This window comes from Pseudomonas sp. GL_103 (assembly GCF_057835175.1).
Genome location: NZ_CM174420.1, coordinates 3,188,868 through 3,205,108, shown reverse-complemented (window position 1 = coordinate 3,205,108; position 16,241 = coordinate 3,188,868). Strand labels below are relative to the sequence as shown.

Below are 16,241 nucleotides of genomic sequence, written 5' to 3'. Positions count from 1 at the left end.
AACCAATGGCGAGCCTGCAAAGTATCAGGCGCATGCAAAGTTCGAATTAAACAGTCTCAAGTAGTGCGCACGATCAGAAAAACCTGCGAACTAAAGACAGGAAAAGGGCGCGGATTACCCCGGAGTAATCCGCAAAACGATTAGTGCGGCATCGACCACGACTGCAGTGTGTAACCTTCCTCGCTCAATTCGGCGCGAGCCTGTTCCAGCAGCAGTTCGAGTTGCGCAGGATCGGAATAGGCGCTGCTTGGGATCTGCTTGCGGCCAATGCTGGTGCTGGTGCGGTCGATAACGGTCAGGCTGAGTTCGCCATTACCATCTTGTGGAGCCCAGGCCACGCATTTGAATGGCTTGAATGCGCGGTCGGCAATCAGAAGTGCTTCGTTGATACGGAGCGGGGCGTTCATAGGGTCTTCTCTCTCTATGCCCAATCAAGTGATAGGCCGACGGTTGGGCTTACCGTTCAGCTGGTTACTTGTACTGATGCCCGCAACCGGGGTTTGGGTCACACACAATCAAAAGAAATTTCCACTTTATTTCACAGATTCAAGAATGAGCCTGACATTGAAAGCTGAATGAAAGGAAAGAGTCGTTAGGTGACTAACATAATCGCAACTTATAACTGGTTTTATGGCATCCCTATAGTCAAACAGTACAAGGCCCTGTCAAATTCTTGCTAATGTTACAGCCAGGTCTGCCAAATGCCTGTTTTTAATAAATTTTCGTAAATTTGGCGCCAAGGAGCAGTCATGAGCGATGCGCCTGCCTTACGACGTTTGTTAGTGGTGGACCCCTGTGACGATTGCTATCGCCTGCTCCCTGGATTGCGCGCCATCGGTTGGGACGTTGACAGCTGCACGCTGGAGAACGCCGTTGACCGACCCTGTGACGTGGGCTTGCTGCGCTTGCAGCCTTCTCACCTTGCGCACCCGGAGGCTGTCAAGGAACTGATCAGCCGCAGCGGCACCGAGTGGATAGCCGTACTCAACCAGGAAGTACTGCGACTGCAAAATGTCGGCGATTTTGTCTGTGAATGGTTTTTTGACTTTCATACCTTGCCGTTCGATGTGTCCCGGGTTCAGGTAACACTGGGCCGGGCGTTTGGCATGGCGCGGTTGCGCGGGCAGGGTACGGTCCATGTTGACCAGCCCGAGCACGAATTGCTTGGCGACAGCAAACCTGTGCGTGAACTGCGAAAACTCTTGAACAAACTGGCGCCGACCGAATCTCCAGTGTTGATTCGCGGTGAAAGCGGCACGGGCAAGGAACTGGTCGCCCGAACCCTGCACCGTCTGTCCCAGCGTCACAGCAAGCCCTTTATTGCGATCAATTGTGGCGCGATCCCCGAACACTTGATCCAGTCCGAGCTGTTTGGCCATGAGAAAGGCGCATTTACCGGCGCGCACCAACGCAAGGTCGGGCGGATAGAAGCCGCCAACGGTGGCACTCTGTTTCTCGACGAGATCGGTGACCTGCCACTGGAGTTGCAGGCCAACCTGTTGCGGTTCCTCCAGGAAAAACACATCGAGCGGGTCGGCGGCAGTCAGCCGATTGCGGTGGATGTGCGGGTTCTGGCAGCGACGAACGTCGACCTTGAAGCCGCCATCGAGAAGAAACGCTTTCGCGAAGACTTGTATTACCGCTTGAACGTACTGCAAGTGGCGACCGTTCCGCTGCGCGAGCGTCATGGCGACCTGGCGGTGCTGGCCAATCACTTCTCCCATTTCTACAGTCATGAAACCGGGCGCCGCCCACGCAGTTTCAGCGAAGACGCATTGATTGCCATGGGCAAACACGACTGGCCAGGCAATGTTCGCGAACTGGCCAACCGCGTTCGTCGCGGCCTGGTGTTGGCCGAAGGCCGGCAGATCGAGGCCCGTGATCTGGGGTTGATCAGCCAGCATACAATCGCCGCGCCGATGGGCACCCTCGAAGAATACAAGTCCCGGGCCGAACGCCAGGCGTTGTGCGATGTATTGAATCGCCACAGCGATAACCTGAGTGTCGCCGCCAAAGTACTGGGTGTGTCGCGTCCGACCTTCTACCGGTTGTTGCACAAGCACCAGATTCGTTGAACCCCGGCCGGAAACCAAAACCCCGTTGCGATTGCAATTGCAGCGGTTTTTTTTGTTCGGCTCAGAAGTAGTAAGGGAGTTTCAGGCTGAACTGGAAGTCCGGGGCATCGTCCGTCATGCCGATGGACAGGTTGGGCACGATGGTCAGGTTGTCGGTGGCCGCAATGGTCATGCCGATGTTGAAGTAACCGGCGTTGGCATCGCTGGAGACCACCGATTGCCAATCCCCGCCATCTTCCTTGAGCTTGCTTTTGCGTTGCACCAGGTCAGAGACCGAGAACGACATGCTCATCTTTTCGTTCAAGGCGAACGCGATACCGGCGCCAATCTGGAAGCTGTCGCCAATGCGTACTTTGCCCGGTGTCTTGACCGCCGGGTTGGAACTGATGTCATCGAAAGACTCTTCCATGTTGTACGTGTAGGACAGGCTGCCGAACAGCACTGCCGGATCGAACGTCTTGACCAGCGAGATCCCCGGCGTGATCGACCAGACGCCATTACCGGTAGGCAAGGATTCAGGCACGGCCAGGTTTGAGTTATCGGCCACCCGAACCAGCTTGATGCCGAACGGGTCTTTGCCGGTAGGCGCCTTGACGCGCAAGGTCACCACGGCATCCGGCGTGTTGGCCGATTCGTCGAGGAATTTATAGGCGATACCGAAGTTGACGTCACCAATGGTGGGGTCTTCCTTGACGGTATCTTCGGTCGTGACGTTTGCGGAGCCGCTATTGCCGCCACCGGACTGGTACGTGGACTCACGGTAGACCACCGGCACGTTCAAGTCGAACTGCCAGCGATTGTTGAAGTTGTAGCGGCCGGTGAGGTCAAGCGTCCAGGTGTCGGCCTTGATCCGGTCCAGATTGATGGCGCCGAGGAAGATCGAGTCCAGGGCGAGAAAACCATTGAGGACAAGTTGGCGGGTATCGTATCGGGAGTAGGTTATCCCGGTTTCGATGCTGAACTTGCCACCGCCGAAGAACCCGCTGGCCTCGTCATACAGGTTCGAAACGCTTTGCGCCGGTTGCGAGTCATTGGCCAGCGATTGTCCATAAGAGCTGCCGCTGCCCCCGGCGGCGCCCCCTGGATTGCCCTTGAGATCCGCTGGCGACTTGGCCAGGCGTTTGGGAGGGGGCGAAGCGGGCTGCTCTTCGACCTGGCGGACCCGTTGTTCGAGCACCGCCAGGGCTTTTTGCTGGACTTCGTATCGTTGTTTCAACTCCAGAAGCTCTTGTTTGAGAGCCTCTAGCTCCGGGTCAGGTGCTGCCTGCAACATCGCCGCCGGGAGTAGAGCACTCAAGCACGCAACTGCACTCAGTGATACTGATCGGTACATGAAATAAGCCGTCCATTTGTGCCCAATGGTCCAGACTCAGCGTAGTTCAATAGCCCATGGTCCGTAATGCAGCGAGTTGGTTGAGGTTGCAGTCCAATGCACCCGCACTCGGGCCATTATTGTTGAGCACTACGTTGAGTTGGGTCATGTTGTCGACCACATTGCTGCTGCCCAGCAACCGGGTGTTTTGCAGCAGCCCGCCCTGGGCGACTTGTTGCAGGCTTGTGCCCTGGTTGTTGTTGGCGGTAATGGCCATCTGAACACCGCCGCTGGTCGCGGATACGGCGACACTGCCTGCGGCATTGCTGCCGGTAATGGTTTGACCGGCTATCAGCGCCTGGCCCTGGCTCGGCACCAGCGCAGGGGCCGTGCTGGCCTCCTTGACGTTGATGGCGATGTTGTTGTTTGCGCTGTTACCGTCGCCTGCGGCCCGTGTGACCTGGGTGATGCCCCGAGAAGCGCTCAGGGCAGCGCCACCCGTCACGTTACCGCTGCCCGACCTGGACGAACCGCCATGACCGGATTGCTTGATGGTTGAAACATAGAACTCGGGCTTGACCGTTGCAGCTTGAAGCTGCATCGAGGTGGAGGCTCCGATCAGATCACCACTGGCATTGCGCCAGGTACTGCTCATGACGACGCCGAAGCTGATGACCCGCCCCGGCATCACATACCGGCCACGCAACTCGGCCAGTTCCTCGTCCTTGATTTCGATGGGTCTGAACTCATCAGCAAAACCTGAAGTGTTCGCTGCCAGACAGGCAGCGAACACCCAATACGAGGTTTTCATTTGCTGCTCCCGGAGCATCCTGCCCCCTATCATCTTGTTGGCGATTAAAAGAAGTCGCTCTGTATGAAACCAAAATCCATCAATTCAGCATCTTTGACCGGGTTGAAATTATCCATCTTGTTCTTGGCTGTCAGCGGTTCCGGTGGACTGCGTAACGCATTGGTCTTGTCGTAACCGGGACCGACGATAGCGAAGATAATGCCATTCCAGCCTTTGACAAAGTCATCATGGGCGTAGCGTTTGTGACCGAGCACCGGGTCGCCGATATAGACCCAGTTCTTGTCCGCCCGCTGCAATACCACGAAGTGCTTGTAGCCGCGAATTTCCATCAGCACCACCACCGGAATCGTCACGGCTTCGAGTCTTTCCGGCGGGATCCTGTAGCCCCGGGCGCGCATGCCGATGCGTTCTATGTAGCGCTTCATGTCCAGCATGGAAAAACCCTGGGTACGCACAAGGTCCTGGTCTGCGGTGACCAGCATGCCTTTGATGATGTGCTCCTCATCGACGTCGAGCCAATAGGCCTGGCGCAGTATCGTTGCCAGCGCGGCGGCGCCGCAGCTGAAATCGGTTTTCTGCTCGACGATGTCGCTGAACTTGCGCTCGCGCAAACTCTGTACGTGCTTGTACACCAGCACGCCGCCCGGCAGGGCGGCAACCGGCATCTGTGCAGCCTGGGTCAGGCCAGACAGGCAGAGCAGGGCGAAAAGGACAGTCTTACGCATGATCGATACGCCTTGGGACTGTGGAAAAGCCCCGTCGCCGGGGCTTTTATTGCAATCGTGATTACAGACAAGACTTGCAGCCCGCGGCGATGGACAGCGAGTTGCTTTGCTGGTTGCCCACACCAGACGATACGTTGGCTCCGCCGTTGCCGGAGAAGTTGTTCATCGAGCCCGTTATCGAAGCATTGTTGGTTACAGGGGTTTTCCAGCCTTCTGGCGTCATCACTTGCTGAGTGGTTACGCCAGCCAGACCGAGTACACCCACGGATACGAAATCAGTCTGGGTGCTGTCGTCATGGTTGGCGTTGTTGGTGACGCTCAGCCCGGACGTGCTTTGGTTGGCCGCCGCCGCCGCTAGTGCTACACGACCGCCGGAAACGGCAATCGCCAGGTTGTTTTTCTGTTGGTTGAACTCGCCGGTGGTCACGTTGATGCCGAGGTTGCCGGAACCGCTGTTGCCTGCGTTATTGAGCGTTGTGTTGTTGGTGTTGGAGTGGTTCCTGGCGGTGTTGCCGGTGCTCTTCTGAGTCGCGCTGGAGACGGCGACCGCGGTGCCGAAGATGAAGCTTTCGTCAGCCGTGGCAAGGGCGGCGGCGTTGTCTTGTTGGTTGCCGTTACCGGCTGCAACGTTGGCGCCCATGTTGCCGTTGGAGTTGTTCAGGGAGTTATCGACTCTAGCGTCGTTCCTGGTGTCCCGATTCAATACGCTGCTGTCACTGCTTTCCTGCGAGTCCAGCACGGCGGCCCCGGCGCCTGCTGTAATCTGCAGAATTTGCTCCAGCGTCGGGCCTTTAGGCTGATGGCTGTTGCCCTGTTCATTGCTCTGGCCGTTGCCTTGATCATCATCAAGAGCGCCTGCTTGTGCTGCGAATGCCATCACTGCTGCCAGAGCGAAAGCCAGAGGTTTGAGAGCAGTTGTCGGGTTCATGGTGTTTCTCCGTGCTCATTAGTTGGTCAAGTGTTGGTACTTCCCTAATCGCACTGTATCGGGGTCAGTCAGCGACCTGGATGCTCAGGGTGTTAGCCATTCGGTTCCCCACCCCGGCACTCTGGTTCACCTGGATCACTCCCCGGCTGCCGGTGAAGGCCTGGTCGCTTGTCACGACCTGGCGACTGCCGTTTGGGGCGCCAGTTGCTCCCGAGTTCGGTAACAACGCCACGTTTTGTTGAGAAAGGGCACTATCGTCGATGGCTTGCGGTGCAGCGCTGATGCTGATGCGCATGGCGTTGGCCATCTGGTTGTTCGCCCCGGCGCTCTGGTTGACGCCCAGTACGCCGTTGCCATTAGTGAAGGAGGAGCCGCCGATAGTGGCCGTCGCGTCCATCGACGGATTGGCGGGCGTGGTGATTTTCTGCCGGACGCTGGTGGTCGCACCGGCCTGGGTACCAATGGCGATCGCACGGACGTTGGCCTGCTGCTGCTGATCGCCAGCCGCCTGGTTGACGTTGAAGTTGCCGCGGTATTGGGTGCCGGAATCCTGGAGGGTGGCGTTGTTCACCGAACTGACGCCCGAATCGGCAATCACACTGGTGCAGCCGAGCAGGACTAGTAACAGCAGGGATCGACTCATCTCATTGGCCTCCCGCCATTCTGCCCAGTGAACCGAGGCCGCTGCTCATGGCGCGGTTGATGGTTCCGGAAATCGCGCCGCCACTGCCACCGCCGTGGCCGACGGACATGCCGGGCATACCGTTGGGGTTGGTGACGGCGTTGAGGCCTTGCAGGCCACCCAGGCTTTGCCCGTTGCTGTGGCGGAGGGCCGTTCCGGTGGTGACCCCGGCGATGTCGGCATCGCTGAGTTCGCCGGTGACGCGGGCCGAAGGGTTGGCATTGAGGGTGTTGGGGTTTGGATCTCTGCCGCCGCTGCGACCGATAGGGGTTGGGTGAATGGTGCGATCAAGCACGATGACGCCGTTGCCTTCGGCTTGAACGTCAAAACTGAAAACCGCGCCTGCAGCGCTCGCGATCAGCAGCAGGCACGTCAAGACTCTTTTATTGAATATCCCCACGACGCTCTTTCCTTCTCATGTGGGCTGGCTCTGGTCGGCTTTATGAAGGTGAGAGCGAAAGCTGTGCCGGTTTTTGAATATCTTGTTGATTCAATGGCTTATGGATATTGTCCGGATAGCCTTTGCCGAGAATGTTTCAAAGGTGAGACGAAACCCTGCGCAGGCAGCCCTTATTTGCGGATAAATCGCTCTGGAACAAGGGTTTCAGCGGCGTTGTATCAATGACTTAACAAATCCGATGATCCAGCGGTGAAGGGCGCTGAAACAGGCGGTTTGAGGTCGGAAGGGTGTTTCAGGATCGGACACTTTTCCCCCGGGACAGGGGGGGGATGGTGGGGAAACTGCCCCAAACGCCGGTCAGGCGCCGAGCAATCGGGTCACGGCGCTAAGCGCCTGGAGTCGGCGTTCTGCCCAATCTCCGCGCAGTACTTGAACCGGTTGTGCGTGGCGTTCAAGCCAGGCCAGGGTCTGCTCGAAAAATGCCTGGCGCTCACTCAATCGGGGTTGGCAGCGCTGGCCATCATCCGTCCATTCGACGTGTTCCGGCGACAGCAGCAAGTGCAAGTCGTAATGCCGGGCCAGTAGCGCTTGTTCGATCCAGACGGGGCAGTCGCCAAACAGGGTTTGGCTCCAGAGGATATTGCTCAGCAGGTGTGTGTCGAGGATGAGCAAAGATGGTTGTTGCGTCCGTGCTTCGTCTTCCCATGCCAATTGACCGCGGGCGATGTCCGGAATGTCGGCCAAGGTGGTGTCCCGCGGATTCTGCTCGATGAACCAGCGTACATACTCGTCGACCAGAACCCCGCCAAAACGCTGTTGCAACTCGGCCGCCAGCCAGCTTTTACCGCTGGATTCGGGACCTGTGAGTACCAGGACTTTCATGCGCGCAACGCCGGATTGGCGCGCCATTGGCGCCAGCCCTGCACGGCGATAACGGCGAACAGCCCGTACAGGGTGGCGGTCAGGTACAGGTCCTTATAGATGAACAGCCCGACGAAAATCACATCCAGGGCAATCCACAGCGGCCAGCACTGGACACGTTTTTGCGCCATCCAGACCTGCGCCACCAGGCTGAATCCGGTCAGCGCCGCATCGAGCCAGGGTTGCGCGGCGTCGGTCCAGTGGGCCATGGCTGCCCCCAGCAACAGGCTGCCGAGTGCGCCGATGGCCAGGCTCAACGCCACGGAACGGGAATCGAGCCAACTGACCTCGCGGCCGTGGGTCGTTTCACCCGCCCGTGTCCACTGCCACCAGCCGTAAAGCTGCAAGGCGGCATAGACGACTTGCAGCAACATGTCCGAATACAGCTTCACCTCAAAAAAGATCCAGCTGTACAGCAGCACCATGACCAGGCCGATGGGCCAGCACCAGGGGTTCTGTTTGACCGTCAGCCAGACGGCAATGACACCGAGGGCGGCGGCAAACAGTTCAAGCCCGGACATGGAGGTTCCTTGGTGAAATCGAAGAGGGGGCCGATTGTAACCGGATTGGCGTCGGGAATCCCGTGGCGCAGGGTGTGCTTCATTGGCGCGCGATAACGCGGCAGCGCCAATCGGACTTGTCTGATAGGATTTCGGCCCCGCGCGGGTAAACCCGGATCAGGATTGTTTTTTCACAGGATTTTTACGGTTCTGTGGTGATCCTTGATACGCGGGGCTTCAGCTACGCTGATCGCAATTCAAGCTTTGGAAAAATACTAACGGGGCATGCCGGCGCGCATAGCCTTTTGGGGGATTGATGGATCTTTGGACCGCCTTTCAGGCATTGATTCTTGGGGTTGTAGAAGGGCTGACCGAGTTCCTGCCCATTTCCAGTACCGGCCACCAGATCATCGTGGCCGACATGCTCGGCTTCGGGGGCGAGCGGGCGATGGCGTTCAACATCATTATCCAGTTGGGTGCCATCCTGGCGGTGGTATGGGAGTTTCGACGCAAGATCTTCGACGTGGTCATCGGCCTGCCGACCCAGCCGAGCGCTCGGCGGTTTACCGCGAACCTGTTGATCGCGTTCTTGCCGGCCGTGGTGTTGGGCGTGATCTTCGCCGACCTGATCCACGAGTACCTGTTCAATCCGATCACTGTGGCAGCGGCGCTGGTCGTGGGCGGGGTCGTCATGTTGTGGGCCGAGCGCCGGCAGCATGAAGTCCACGCCGAAACGGTGGATGACATCACCTGGAAAGACGCCCTGAAAGTCGGCTTCGCCCAATGCCTGGCCATGATTCCGGGCACTTCGCGTTCGGGCTCTACGATCATCGGCGGGTTACTGTTCGGCCTGTCGCGCAAGACCGCTACCGAGTTCTCGTTTTTCCTGGCGATGCCAACCATGGTCGGCGCTGCGGTGTACTCGGGCTATAAATACCGACACCTGTTTGTCCCGTCTGATTTCCCGGTGTTCGCGATCGGCTTCGTCACGGCGTTCGTCTTCGCGATGATCGCGGTCCGCGGGCTGCTCAAGTTCATTGCCAACCACAGCTATGCGGCGTTTGCCTGGTATCGCATTGTGTTCGGCCTGGTCATCCTGGCGACCTGGCAATTCGGCTGGGTCGACTGGAGCGCGGTCAAGCCGTGAGTGACTCAAGCTCGCGCAATAACCCCGGGCGTCAGCCCGGGGGACAGATCCGCCATCCGCGGCTGAAGTGGCTGGTGTTTGCAATCCTGTGCGCATTGCCGCTGTCGGGTTCGGTGTCGTCATGGCTGCACGGGGTGTCGCTGATTCCCCTGGCGGCCTACGGCATCGTCAGCGTCGTGACGTTTTTCCTGTACTGGAGCGACAAGCGCAAGGCCCGCGCCGAGCAATGGCGTACGCCGGAGAATATCCTGCATGCGCTGGAGCTCGCCGGTGGCTGGCCCGGTGCTTTGCTGGCCCAGCAAGCGTTTCGGCACAAAACCCGCAAGGTCTCGTACCAGTTGGTGTTCTGGATCATCGTGCTCATGCACCAGGTGTTCTGGATCGACCACCTGTTCCTCGGCGCACACCTGTTTGCCTTGTTCTGACAAACAAGGCTCTATAGCAACAGTCCGACTTGAGTGCGCTTGGGCAGTCTGCTGACCACCAATTGGTGGGAACGGCGCAGCAAGCCCTGTAGTTCTTCGCTGCCGAGCGGGTAGGGCGTTTCCATGATGATCCACTGGGCGCGCGCCAGATAAGGCGCCGGATGAATTCCCGGGCGGTCGCAATGACCGAGAAACAGATCCTTGTCGACCTTGAAGGCCAGGGAATCACCCCGCAGGCCCTGCAAGGCGAACATCTTGTTCCCGGCAATCGAAAACACCCGCACGCCTCCCCATTTATAGTCTTCCCGCGCTCCGGGCAGGCTAAGGCAGAGTTTCGCGACATCCTCTTCGCTCATCCGTCCGGCTTTCATAACAATCGTTCTCCACAGGCATTGAATGACTCGACCAGATGGTCAATCCAGGCGCGTACCGCCGGCATCACTCCGCGTCGATGAGGATAGACCGCTTGCAGCCAGCCACCGGGCAACGACCAGTCGGGCAACAACTGCACCAGTGAGCCGTTTTCCAGTTCCTGTTCGCAATACATCATGGGCAGCATCGTAAAGCCCAGGCCGGAGAGGGTGCTGGCCTTGCGCACGATAAAGTCATCGATGCCCAGCCGGGCCTCGAGCGCGAGTTCACAACTTTTGCCGTTTTGATCCAGCAGGCGGATGTGCACCATGCGGTCGGCTTCCAGGGCGCCGAGCACCGGCAGGCTTTTCAGATCCTCAGGATGGTTGATCTCACGGCCAACGAGGAAACCGGGACTGGCGACCATCAGCATCTGCGCCTGGCGCAGGCGGCGGGTGACCAACAGCGGGTCCTCGTCGCCCAGTTCCCGCACGCGCAGGGCCACGTCGATGCCTTCGTTCACCAGGTCGACCCGCCGGTTGAGCAACATCACCTCCAACTGGACTTGCGGAAAGCGCTCCAGAAAGTCGCTGATCACCCCCGGCAATATTTCGTGGGCCAGCCCGACGGGACAGGACACCCGCAAACGCCCGCGGGGCTCGCTGGACATGCTGGCCACGGCCTCGTCGGCCATTTCCGCCTCCAGCAGCATGGCCTGGCAGTGCCTGAGGTAACGCTCACCGACGGCAGTCAGCTTCAACTGTCGGGTGGTGCGTTGCAGCAACCGTGCGCCGAGGCGCTCTTCCAGCTCGGCGATGCGCCGTGACAATCGGGACTTGGGGATGCCCAGCAAACGCCCGGCCGCGGCGAACCCCCCGGCTTCCACGACTTTGGCGAAGTAATACAGGTCGTTGAGGTCTTGCATGGTGTGAATCCGATTGTTCTATGTGTGGGACGAACTATCGCATTGTTGCCGTCTAATCAGCTATTGGTTTCGTGTGTAGGATTAGTCCCATCTGATCGCCCTTGTGGGCGATCCTCACTTGGAGATCCCACATGAAACTGCTGCATATCGATTCGAGCATTCTGGGCGACAACTCGGCTTCCCGTCAGTTGAGCGGTGAAGTCGTCAAGGCCTGGCAAGCCGCCGAGCCAACCGCCGTGGTGACCTACCGCGACCTGGCCGCCGACGCCATCAGCCACTTTTCCGCCACCACCCTGGTCGCCGCCGGCACCACCGCTGAACTGCGCAACGCCGCACAACAGCACGAAGCCGAGCTGAGCGCCTCGACCCTGGCCGAATTCCTGGCTGCCGATGCCGTGGTGATCGCCGCACCGATGTACAACTTCACCATCCCGACTCAACTGAAAGCCTGGATTGACCGCATCGCGGTGGCCGGCCAGACCTTCCGTTATACCGAAGCCGGCCCTGAAGGCCTGTGCGGCGGCAAGAAAGTCGTGATCGTTTCGACCTCCGGCGGCATGCACGCCGGCCAGGCAACCGGTGTTGCCCACGAAGAGTATTTGAAGTTGCTGTTCGGTTTCATCGGCATCACCGATATCGAAATCGTCCGCGCCGAAGGCCTGGCTTACGGTGATGACGTGCGCAGCAAAGCCATGAGCGCTGCCCACGCACACATCAGCGAGCAGTTGTTCGCCGCTGCGTAAGGCTTGCGTAAAAGTAAGCAACCGTTCAGGTAAAGCCCAAAAAACTCTGTAATCTGGCTACGCAAGTACCAGTTACGGAGTTTTTTGTTTCTGGTCGTTTCAGATTGTGGCCCGGCTTATGCCGTCCAGGGCGTACGTCTCAAGTCCGGTAACAAGGTGGGGCATCCCATGGTGCGTCTTTGTGCAACTTTACTGATTTGCCTGCTCAGCAGCTTGAATACAGTGCACGCCGCGCCTGCACCGCATCCTCACTGGAGCGTCGGCTTCCATGAGATGACTTTTCTCGACCCGCTGGACCTGCAGCCGATGCGCGCCATCGCCTTCTATCCTTCCAGTGATCGGGAGCACACCAGCAAGCTCGAGGGTTACACCGTCGAAGCCGGGGAGGACACCAAGGTCGCCATCGGCCGGTTCCCGATGCTGATGCTGTCCCACGGAAACACCGGCACCCCCCTGGCCCTGCACGACCTTGCCACGTCACTGGCGCGCAAAGGTTTTGTCGTGGTGGCGGTGATTCACCCCGGTGACAACTCCAGGGACCACAGCCGACTCGGTACTTTGAGTAACCTGTACGGCCGGCCGATCCAGGTTTCCGAAGCCATTACCGAGACCTTGGGCGACCGTATGCTGTCGCCGTTCGTCAATGCCGACCAGGTAGGGGTCATCGGTTACTCGGCCGGTGGCGAGACCGCGTTGATTCTGTCCGGTGCGACCCCGGACCTGGATCGCCTGCGCCGTTACTGCCAGGAGCGCCCGGACGACCGCGATGCCTGCAACACCCAGGGCGAATTGATTGTCGACCGCGACGACCTGCAACCGGTAGCTGATCCTCGCGTCCACGCCTTGATGCTGATGGCGCCGTTGAGCCTGAAGTTCGGCCGCCACACCTTGGCCGACGTGCATGTGCCGGTACTGCTTTACAGCGGCGATGGCGACAAACTGGTGGCTGTCGACAAGAACGCCGCGGCACTGGCGCGCAAACTGCCGACGGCGCCTGACTTCAAGTTATTGGCCGGGGCAGGGCACTTCGTCTTCATGGCACCGTGCAATGACGAGCAGATCGTGATCATGCCCGCGCTGTGCACCGATGCCGATGGCGTCGATCGGCAAGACATTCACCGCAATCTGATCTCTGAAGCAGGAAGGTTCTTCTCGCGCACCCTGGGTAGGCCGACCCGGGCCGGGATGCAGACTGCCGATCAGTAATGCGCCAGATATCCCACAGGTTTAAGCTGTCGCGCGGCGCTTGAGCAGCAACGTCAGCCCCAGCCCCGTCACCGACAACAGTGCCGCACCGAAGAAAATCCACACATACCCCAGGTTCAACGCCACTGCGCCCATCAACGGGCCGGCGATGGCCAGCGCCAGGTCGAAAAACACCGCATAAGCACTCAGGCCCGCGCCCCGGCTGGAGTTGGGCACCTGTTTGATGGCTTCGACACCCAGCGCCGGATACACCAGGGACAGGCCGAATCCGGTCAGGCCGGCGCCAATGAGCGCGTACTCGGTCGATGGTGCCAGCCACAACAGCACCAGGCCAACTGTCTCAATGCACATGCAGGCAATGGCCGACGTGAACCCGCCAAAACGATTGATGGCGGATATGAACAGCAGCCGCGACAGAATGAAACACACGCCGAACACGGTCAGGCAGTAGGCCGCGCCGGTCCAGCCGCGATTGACGTAGTACAGGGTGATAAAGGTCGTCAGGGTGCCGTAGCCAATGGACGCCAGGCTCAGGCTCGCGCCAATCGGCGCAATGCGTCCGAACACGGCCCAGAACGGCAAACGTTCACCGCGCACCACCGGCACCGAGGGCTTGTTGCGAATCAGCAACAGTGCGGCCAGGGCCAGCAGCGACAGGGCAATGCCCAGGCTGGCGAAACCCAGTTGTTGCACCATGACCACACCCAGCGGCGCACCAATGGCAATCGCACCATAGGACGCGATGCCGTTCCAGGAGATCGACCGCGCGGTATGCTCGGCGCCGACCTGGCCCATGCACCAACTGATGGTGCCGACGCCGATCAATCCTTGTGCGATCCCCAGCAACAGGCGCCCGGCGATCAGGATCAGCAGGCTGAGCAAGGGAAAGCCCTGCAACAGGGTCGACAGCAAGGTCAGCACGCCGCTGAGCACAATCCCCGACAAGCCATAGATGATTGCGCGCTTGGTGCCAACGCTGTCGGACATCCGCCCGGCCATGGGCCGGCTGAGCAGGGTGGCGAGGTATTGCGAGCCGATGGTCAATCCGGCCACGATGGCGCTGAACCCGAGTTGTTCGTGGACATAACCCGGCAACACCGCAATCGGCAGTCCGATGCAGAGGAAGGCGATGAAGGTATAGAAAACGATGGAGACGATCTGCAGTGTGATCGCCATGGAGCTTTGCGGAGGCACTTGCTGCACAGACATGAGGGCTCGTTCGCGGACGGCGGTGGGAGACCTGCATCATGGCGCGGCGTTGCGATAAAAGAAAGCAGGCTAACGATTAAAAGATCGCAGCCTTCGGCAGCTCCTACAGGGTGTACACCATCAATTGTAGGGGCTGCCGAAGGCTGCGATCTTTTGGCCTCTAAATGCAAAAAGCCCCGTCACATGGACAGGGCTTTTCACTTGCAGCTTGCAGCTAAAGGCTTGTAGCTACCTTTAGAACACCACACCCTGACTGCGCAGGTAGTCGTCATAGGTGCCGCTGAAGTCGGTCACGCCGTTAGGGCTCAACTCGATGATGCGGGTGGCCAGGGACGATACGAACTCACGGTCGTGGCTGACGAAGATCAGCGTGCCCGGGTAGTTTTCCAGCGCCAGGTTCAGCGCTTCGATCGATTCCATGTCCAGGTGGTTGGTCGGTTCGTCCATCACCAGTACGTTCGGCTTTTGCAGGATCAGCTTGCCGAACAGCATGCGGCCTTGCTCACCACCGGAGATGACCTTGACCGACTTGAGGATCTCGTCGTTGGAGAACAGCATGCGGCCCAGGGTGCCACGGATGATCTGCTCGCCCTGAGTCCACTGGCCCATCCAGTCGAACAGGCTGACGTCGTCTTCGAAGTCATGGGCGTGGTCCTGGGCGTAGTAGCCCAGTTCCGCGCTTTCGGTCCATTTCACGGAGCCGGCGTCCGGGGTCAGCTCGCTCATCAGGGTGCGCAGCAGGGTGGTCTTGCCGATACCGTTCGGGCCGATGATCGCCACGCGCTCGCCGGCTTCGACGGTGAAGCTGAAGTTCTTGAACAGGGTCTTGCCGTCGAAGCCCTTGGACATCTGCTCGATGGTCACGGCCTGGCGGTGCAGCTTCTTGGTCTGTTCGAAACGGATGAACGGGCTCACGCGGCTCGAAGGCTTGACCTCGGCCAGCTGGATCTTGTCGATCTGCTTGGCGCGGGAAGTGGCCTGCTTGGCTTTCGAGGCGTTGGCCGAGAAGCGGCTGACGAAGGTTTGCAGTTCGGAGATCTGGGCTTTCTTCTTGGCGTTGTCCGACAGCAGTTGCTCGCGGGACTGAGTGGCCGCCGTCATGTACTCGTCGTAGTTGCCCGGGAACAGACGCAGCTCGCCGTAGTCCAGGTCAGCCATGTGAGTGCACACGCTGTTGAGGAAGTGACGGTCGTGGGAAATGATGATCATGGTGCTGTTACGCGCCTTGAGAATCGTTTCCAGCCAGCGGATGGTGTTGATGTCCAGGTGGTTGGTCGGTTCGTCGAGCAACAGCACTTCAGGATCGGAGAACAATGCCTGAGCCAGCAATACCCGCAGTTTCCAGCCCGGAGCGACTTCGGACATCGGGCCGAAATGCTGTTCCAGTGGGATACCCAGGCCCAGCAGCAGTTCGCCGGCGCGGGATTCAGCGGTGTAGCCATCCATTTCGGCGAATTCGGTTTCCAGCTCGGCCACGGCCATGCCGTCTGCTTCGCTCATTTCCGGCAGCGAATAGATGCGGTCGCGCTCGGCCTTGACCTTCCACAGCTCTTCGTGACCCATGATCACGGTGTCGATCACGGTGAATTCTTCGTAGGCGAACTGGTCCTGGCGCAATTTACCCAGGCGCACGTTCGGCTCCAGCATGACTTGGCCGCCGGACGGCTCGAGGTCGTTGCCGAGAATCTTCATGAAGGTCGACTTGCCGCAACCGTTGGCGCCGATCAGACCGTAACGGTTGCCACCGTTGAACTTGACCGAAACGTTTTCGAAGAGCGGCTTGGCGCCGAACTGCATCGTGATGTTAGCTGTAGAAATCAAAGGTTTTTCCTGCGAAGCATTCAGAGTAGCTAGGGTTGCGGCAGTACCGGTTCAGTACCC

At 59.3% G+C, this 16,241-nt stretch carries 18 protein-coding genes; 5 read left to right on the top strand and 13 right to left on the bottom strand.

The window, feature by feature from the left end:
- Nucleotides 1–140: 140 nt before the first annotated feature.
- Entirely contained in the window at nucleotides 141–407 is a 267-nt protein-coding gene (locus AC3IP0_RS14500; protein WP_007970062.1) for a hypothetical protein, read from the bottom strand.
- Between the two features lie 342 nt (nucleotides 408–749).
- Here AC3IP0_RS14500 and AC3IP0_RS14495 point away from each other — a divergent pair, with 342 nt between their 5' ends.
- On the top strand, nucleotides 750–2,075 hold the full coding sequence (locus AC3IP0_RS14495) for a sigma-54 dependent transcriptional regulator (RefSeq protein WP_489315866.1): 1,326 nt from the start codon (nucleotides 750–752) through the stop codon (nucleotides 2,073–2,075).
- A gap of 61 nt (nucleotides 2,076–2,136) precedes the next feature.
- On the opposite strand, the gene fapF is transcribed toward AC3IP0_RS14495, so the two are convergent.
- The 8 genes from fapF to pnuC all read right to left on the bottom strand — a co-directional run bounded on the left by fapF (nucleotide 2,137) and on the right by pnuC (nucleotide 8,375).
- The gene (gene fapF / locus AC3IP0_RS14490; protein ID WP_489315865.1) at nucleotides 2,137–3,408 is read right to left on the bottom strand and encodes a fibril amyloid transporter FapF; all 1,272 of its coding nucleotides are present in this window, start codon (nucleotides 3,406–3,408) and stop codon (nucleotides 2,137–2,139) included.
- Nucleotides 3,409–3,454: 46 nt separating this feature from the next.
- Nucleotides 3,455–4,216, bottom strand: coding sequence for a fibril amyloid subunit FapE (gene fapE, locus AC3IP0_RS14485; RefSeq protein ID WP_489315864.1), 762 nt, complete (start codon nucleotides 4,214–4,216; stop codon nucleotides 3,455–3,457).
- A 26-nt stretch (nucleotides 4,217–4,242) separates the two neighbouring features.
- The gene (locus AC3IP0_RS14480; RefSeq protein WP_095945623.1) at nucleotides 4,243–4,923 is read right to left on the bottom strand and encodes a C39 family peptidase; all 681 of its coding nucleotides are present in this window, start codon (nucleotides 4,921–4,923) and stop codon (nucleotides 4,243–4,245) included.
- 61 nt (nucleotides 4,924–4,984) lie between these two features.
- Nucleotides 4,985–5,851 carry a heme utilization protein gene (locus tag AC3IP0_RS14475; protein ID WP_489325059.1) on the bottom strand — a complete coding sequence of 289 codons (867 nt, stop codon included), beginning with the start codon at nucleotides 5,849–5,851 and terminating at the stop codon, nucleotides 4,985–4,987.
- A gap of 64 nt (nucleotides 5,852–5,915) precedes the next feature.
- Nucleotides 5,916–6,494, bottom strand: coding sequence for a fibril amyloid subunit FapB (gene fapB / locus AC3IP0_RS14470; RefSeq protein ID WP_489325058.1), 579 nt, complete (start codon nucleotides 6,492–6,494; stop codon nucleotides 5,916–5,918).
- 1 nt (nucleotide 6,495) lies between these two features.
- Nucleotides 6,496–6,933 (bottom strand): fibril amyloid chaperone protein FapA, encoded by a 438-nt coding sequence (gene fapA, locus AC3IP0_RS14465; RefSeq protein ID WP_489315861.1) that lies wholly within the window; start codon nucleotides 6,931–6,933, stop codon nucleotides 6,496–6,498.
- A 357-nt stretch (nucleotides 6,934–7,290) separates the two neighbouring features.
- Complete coding sequence (locus AC3IP0_RS14460) at nucleotides 7,291–7,815, bottom strand: AAA family ATPase (RefSeq protein WP_489319776.1); 525 nt, start codon at nucleotides 7,813–7,815, stop codon at nucleotides 7,291–7,293.
- Nucleotides 7,812–8,375 carry a nicotinamide riboside transporter PnuC gene (gene pnuC / locus AC3IP0_RS14455; RefSeq protein ID WP_489315860.1) on the bottom strand — a complete coding sequence of 188 codons (564 nt, stop codon included), beginning with the start codon at nucleotides 8,373–8,375 and terminating at the stop codon, nucleotides 7,812–7,814. Before pnuC ends, AC3IP0_RS14460 begins: the two co-directional genes overlap by 4 nt.
- 295 nt (nucleotides 8,376–8,670) lie before the next feature.
- Here pnuC and AC3IP0_RS14450 point away from each other — a divergent pair, with 295 nt between their 5' ends.
- Nucleotides 8,671–9,501: an undecaprenyl-diphosphate phosphatase gene (locus AC3IP0_RS14450; RefSeq protein ID WP_489325057.1), complete on the top strand. Its 831-nt coding sequence runs from the start codon at nucleotides 8,671–8,673 to the stop codon at nucleotides 9,499–9,501.
- Nucleotides 9,498–9,926 carry a DUF1294 domain-containing protein gene (locus AC3IP0_RS14445; RefSeq protein ID WP_489315858.1) on the top strand — a complete coding sequence of 143 codons (429 nt, stop codon included), beginning with the start codon at nucleotides 9,498–9,500 and terminating at the stop codon, nucleotides 9,924–9,926. The genes AC3IP0_RS14450 and AC3IP0_RS14445 overlap by 4 nt, the downstream gene beginning before the upstream one ends.
- 11 nt (nucleotides 9,927–9,937) lie before the next feature.
- Here AC3IP0_RS14445 and AC3IP0_RS14440 read toward each other — a convergent pair whose 3' ends face one another.
- Both AC3IP0_RS14440 and AC3IP0_RS14435 read right to left on the bottom strand, forming a co-directional pair.
- Entirely contained in the window at nucleotides 9,938–10,297 is a 360-nt protein-coding gene (locus AC3IP0_RS14440; RefSeq protein ID WP_489315857.1) for an MmcQ/YjbR family DNA-binding protein, read from the bottom strand.
- Complete coding sequence (locus AC3IP0_RS14435; RefSeq protein ID WP_489315856.1) at nucleotides 10,294–11,202, bottom strand: LysR substrate-binding domain-containing protein; 909 nt, start codon at nucleotides 11,200–11,202, stop codon at nucleotides 10,294–10,296. Before AC3IP0_RS14435 ends, AC3IP0_RS14440 begins: the two co-directional genes overlap by 4 nt.
- A 131-nt stretch (nucleotides 11,203–11,333) precedes the next feature.
- Between AC3IP0_RS14435 and AC3IP0_RS14430 the strand changes: the two genes are divergently transcribed.
- Nucleotides 11,334–11,945, top strand: a complete 612-nt coding sequence (locus AC3IP0_RS14430) for an FMN-dependent NADH-azoreductase (protein ID WP_489315855.1) — start codon at nucleotides 11,334–11,336, stop codon at nucleotides 11,943–11,945.
- Nucleotides 11,946–12,113: 168 nt separating this feature from the next.
- Nucleotides 12,114–13,151, top strand: coding sequence for an alpha/beta hydrolase family protein (locus AC3IP0_RS14425; RefSeq protein ID WP_489315854.1), 1,038 nt, complete (start codon nucleotides 12,114–12,116; stop codon nucleotides 13,149–13,151).
- A 21-nt stretch (nucleotides 13,152–13,172) separates the two neighbouring features.
- Here AC3IP0_RS14425 and AC3IP0_RS14420 read toward each other — a convergent pair whose 3' ends face one another.
- Both AC3IP0_RS14420 and AC3IP0_RS14415 read right to left on the bottom strand, forming a co-directional pair.
- Nucleotides 13,173–14,360, bottom strand: a complete 1,188-nt coding sequence (locus tag AC3IP0_RS14420) for an MFS transporter (protein WP_489325056.1) — start codon at nucleotides 14,358–14,360, stop codon at nucleotides 13,173–13,175.
- A gap of 234 nt (nucleotides 14,361–14,594) precedes the next feature.
- The gene (locus tag AC3IP0_RS14415; RefSeq protein WP_223444549.1) at nucleotides 14,595–16,181 is read right to left on the bottom strand and encodes an ABC-F family ATPase; all 1,587 of its coding nucleotides are present in this window, start codon (nucleotides 16,179–16,181) and stop codon (nucleotides 14,595–14,597) included.
- Nucleotides 16,182–16,241 lie beyond the last annotated feature (60 nt).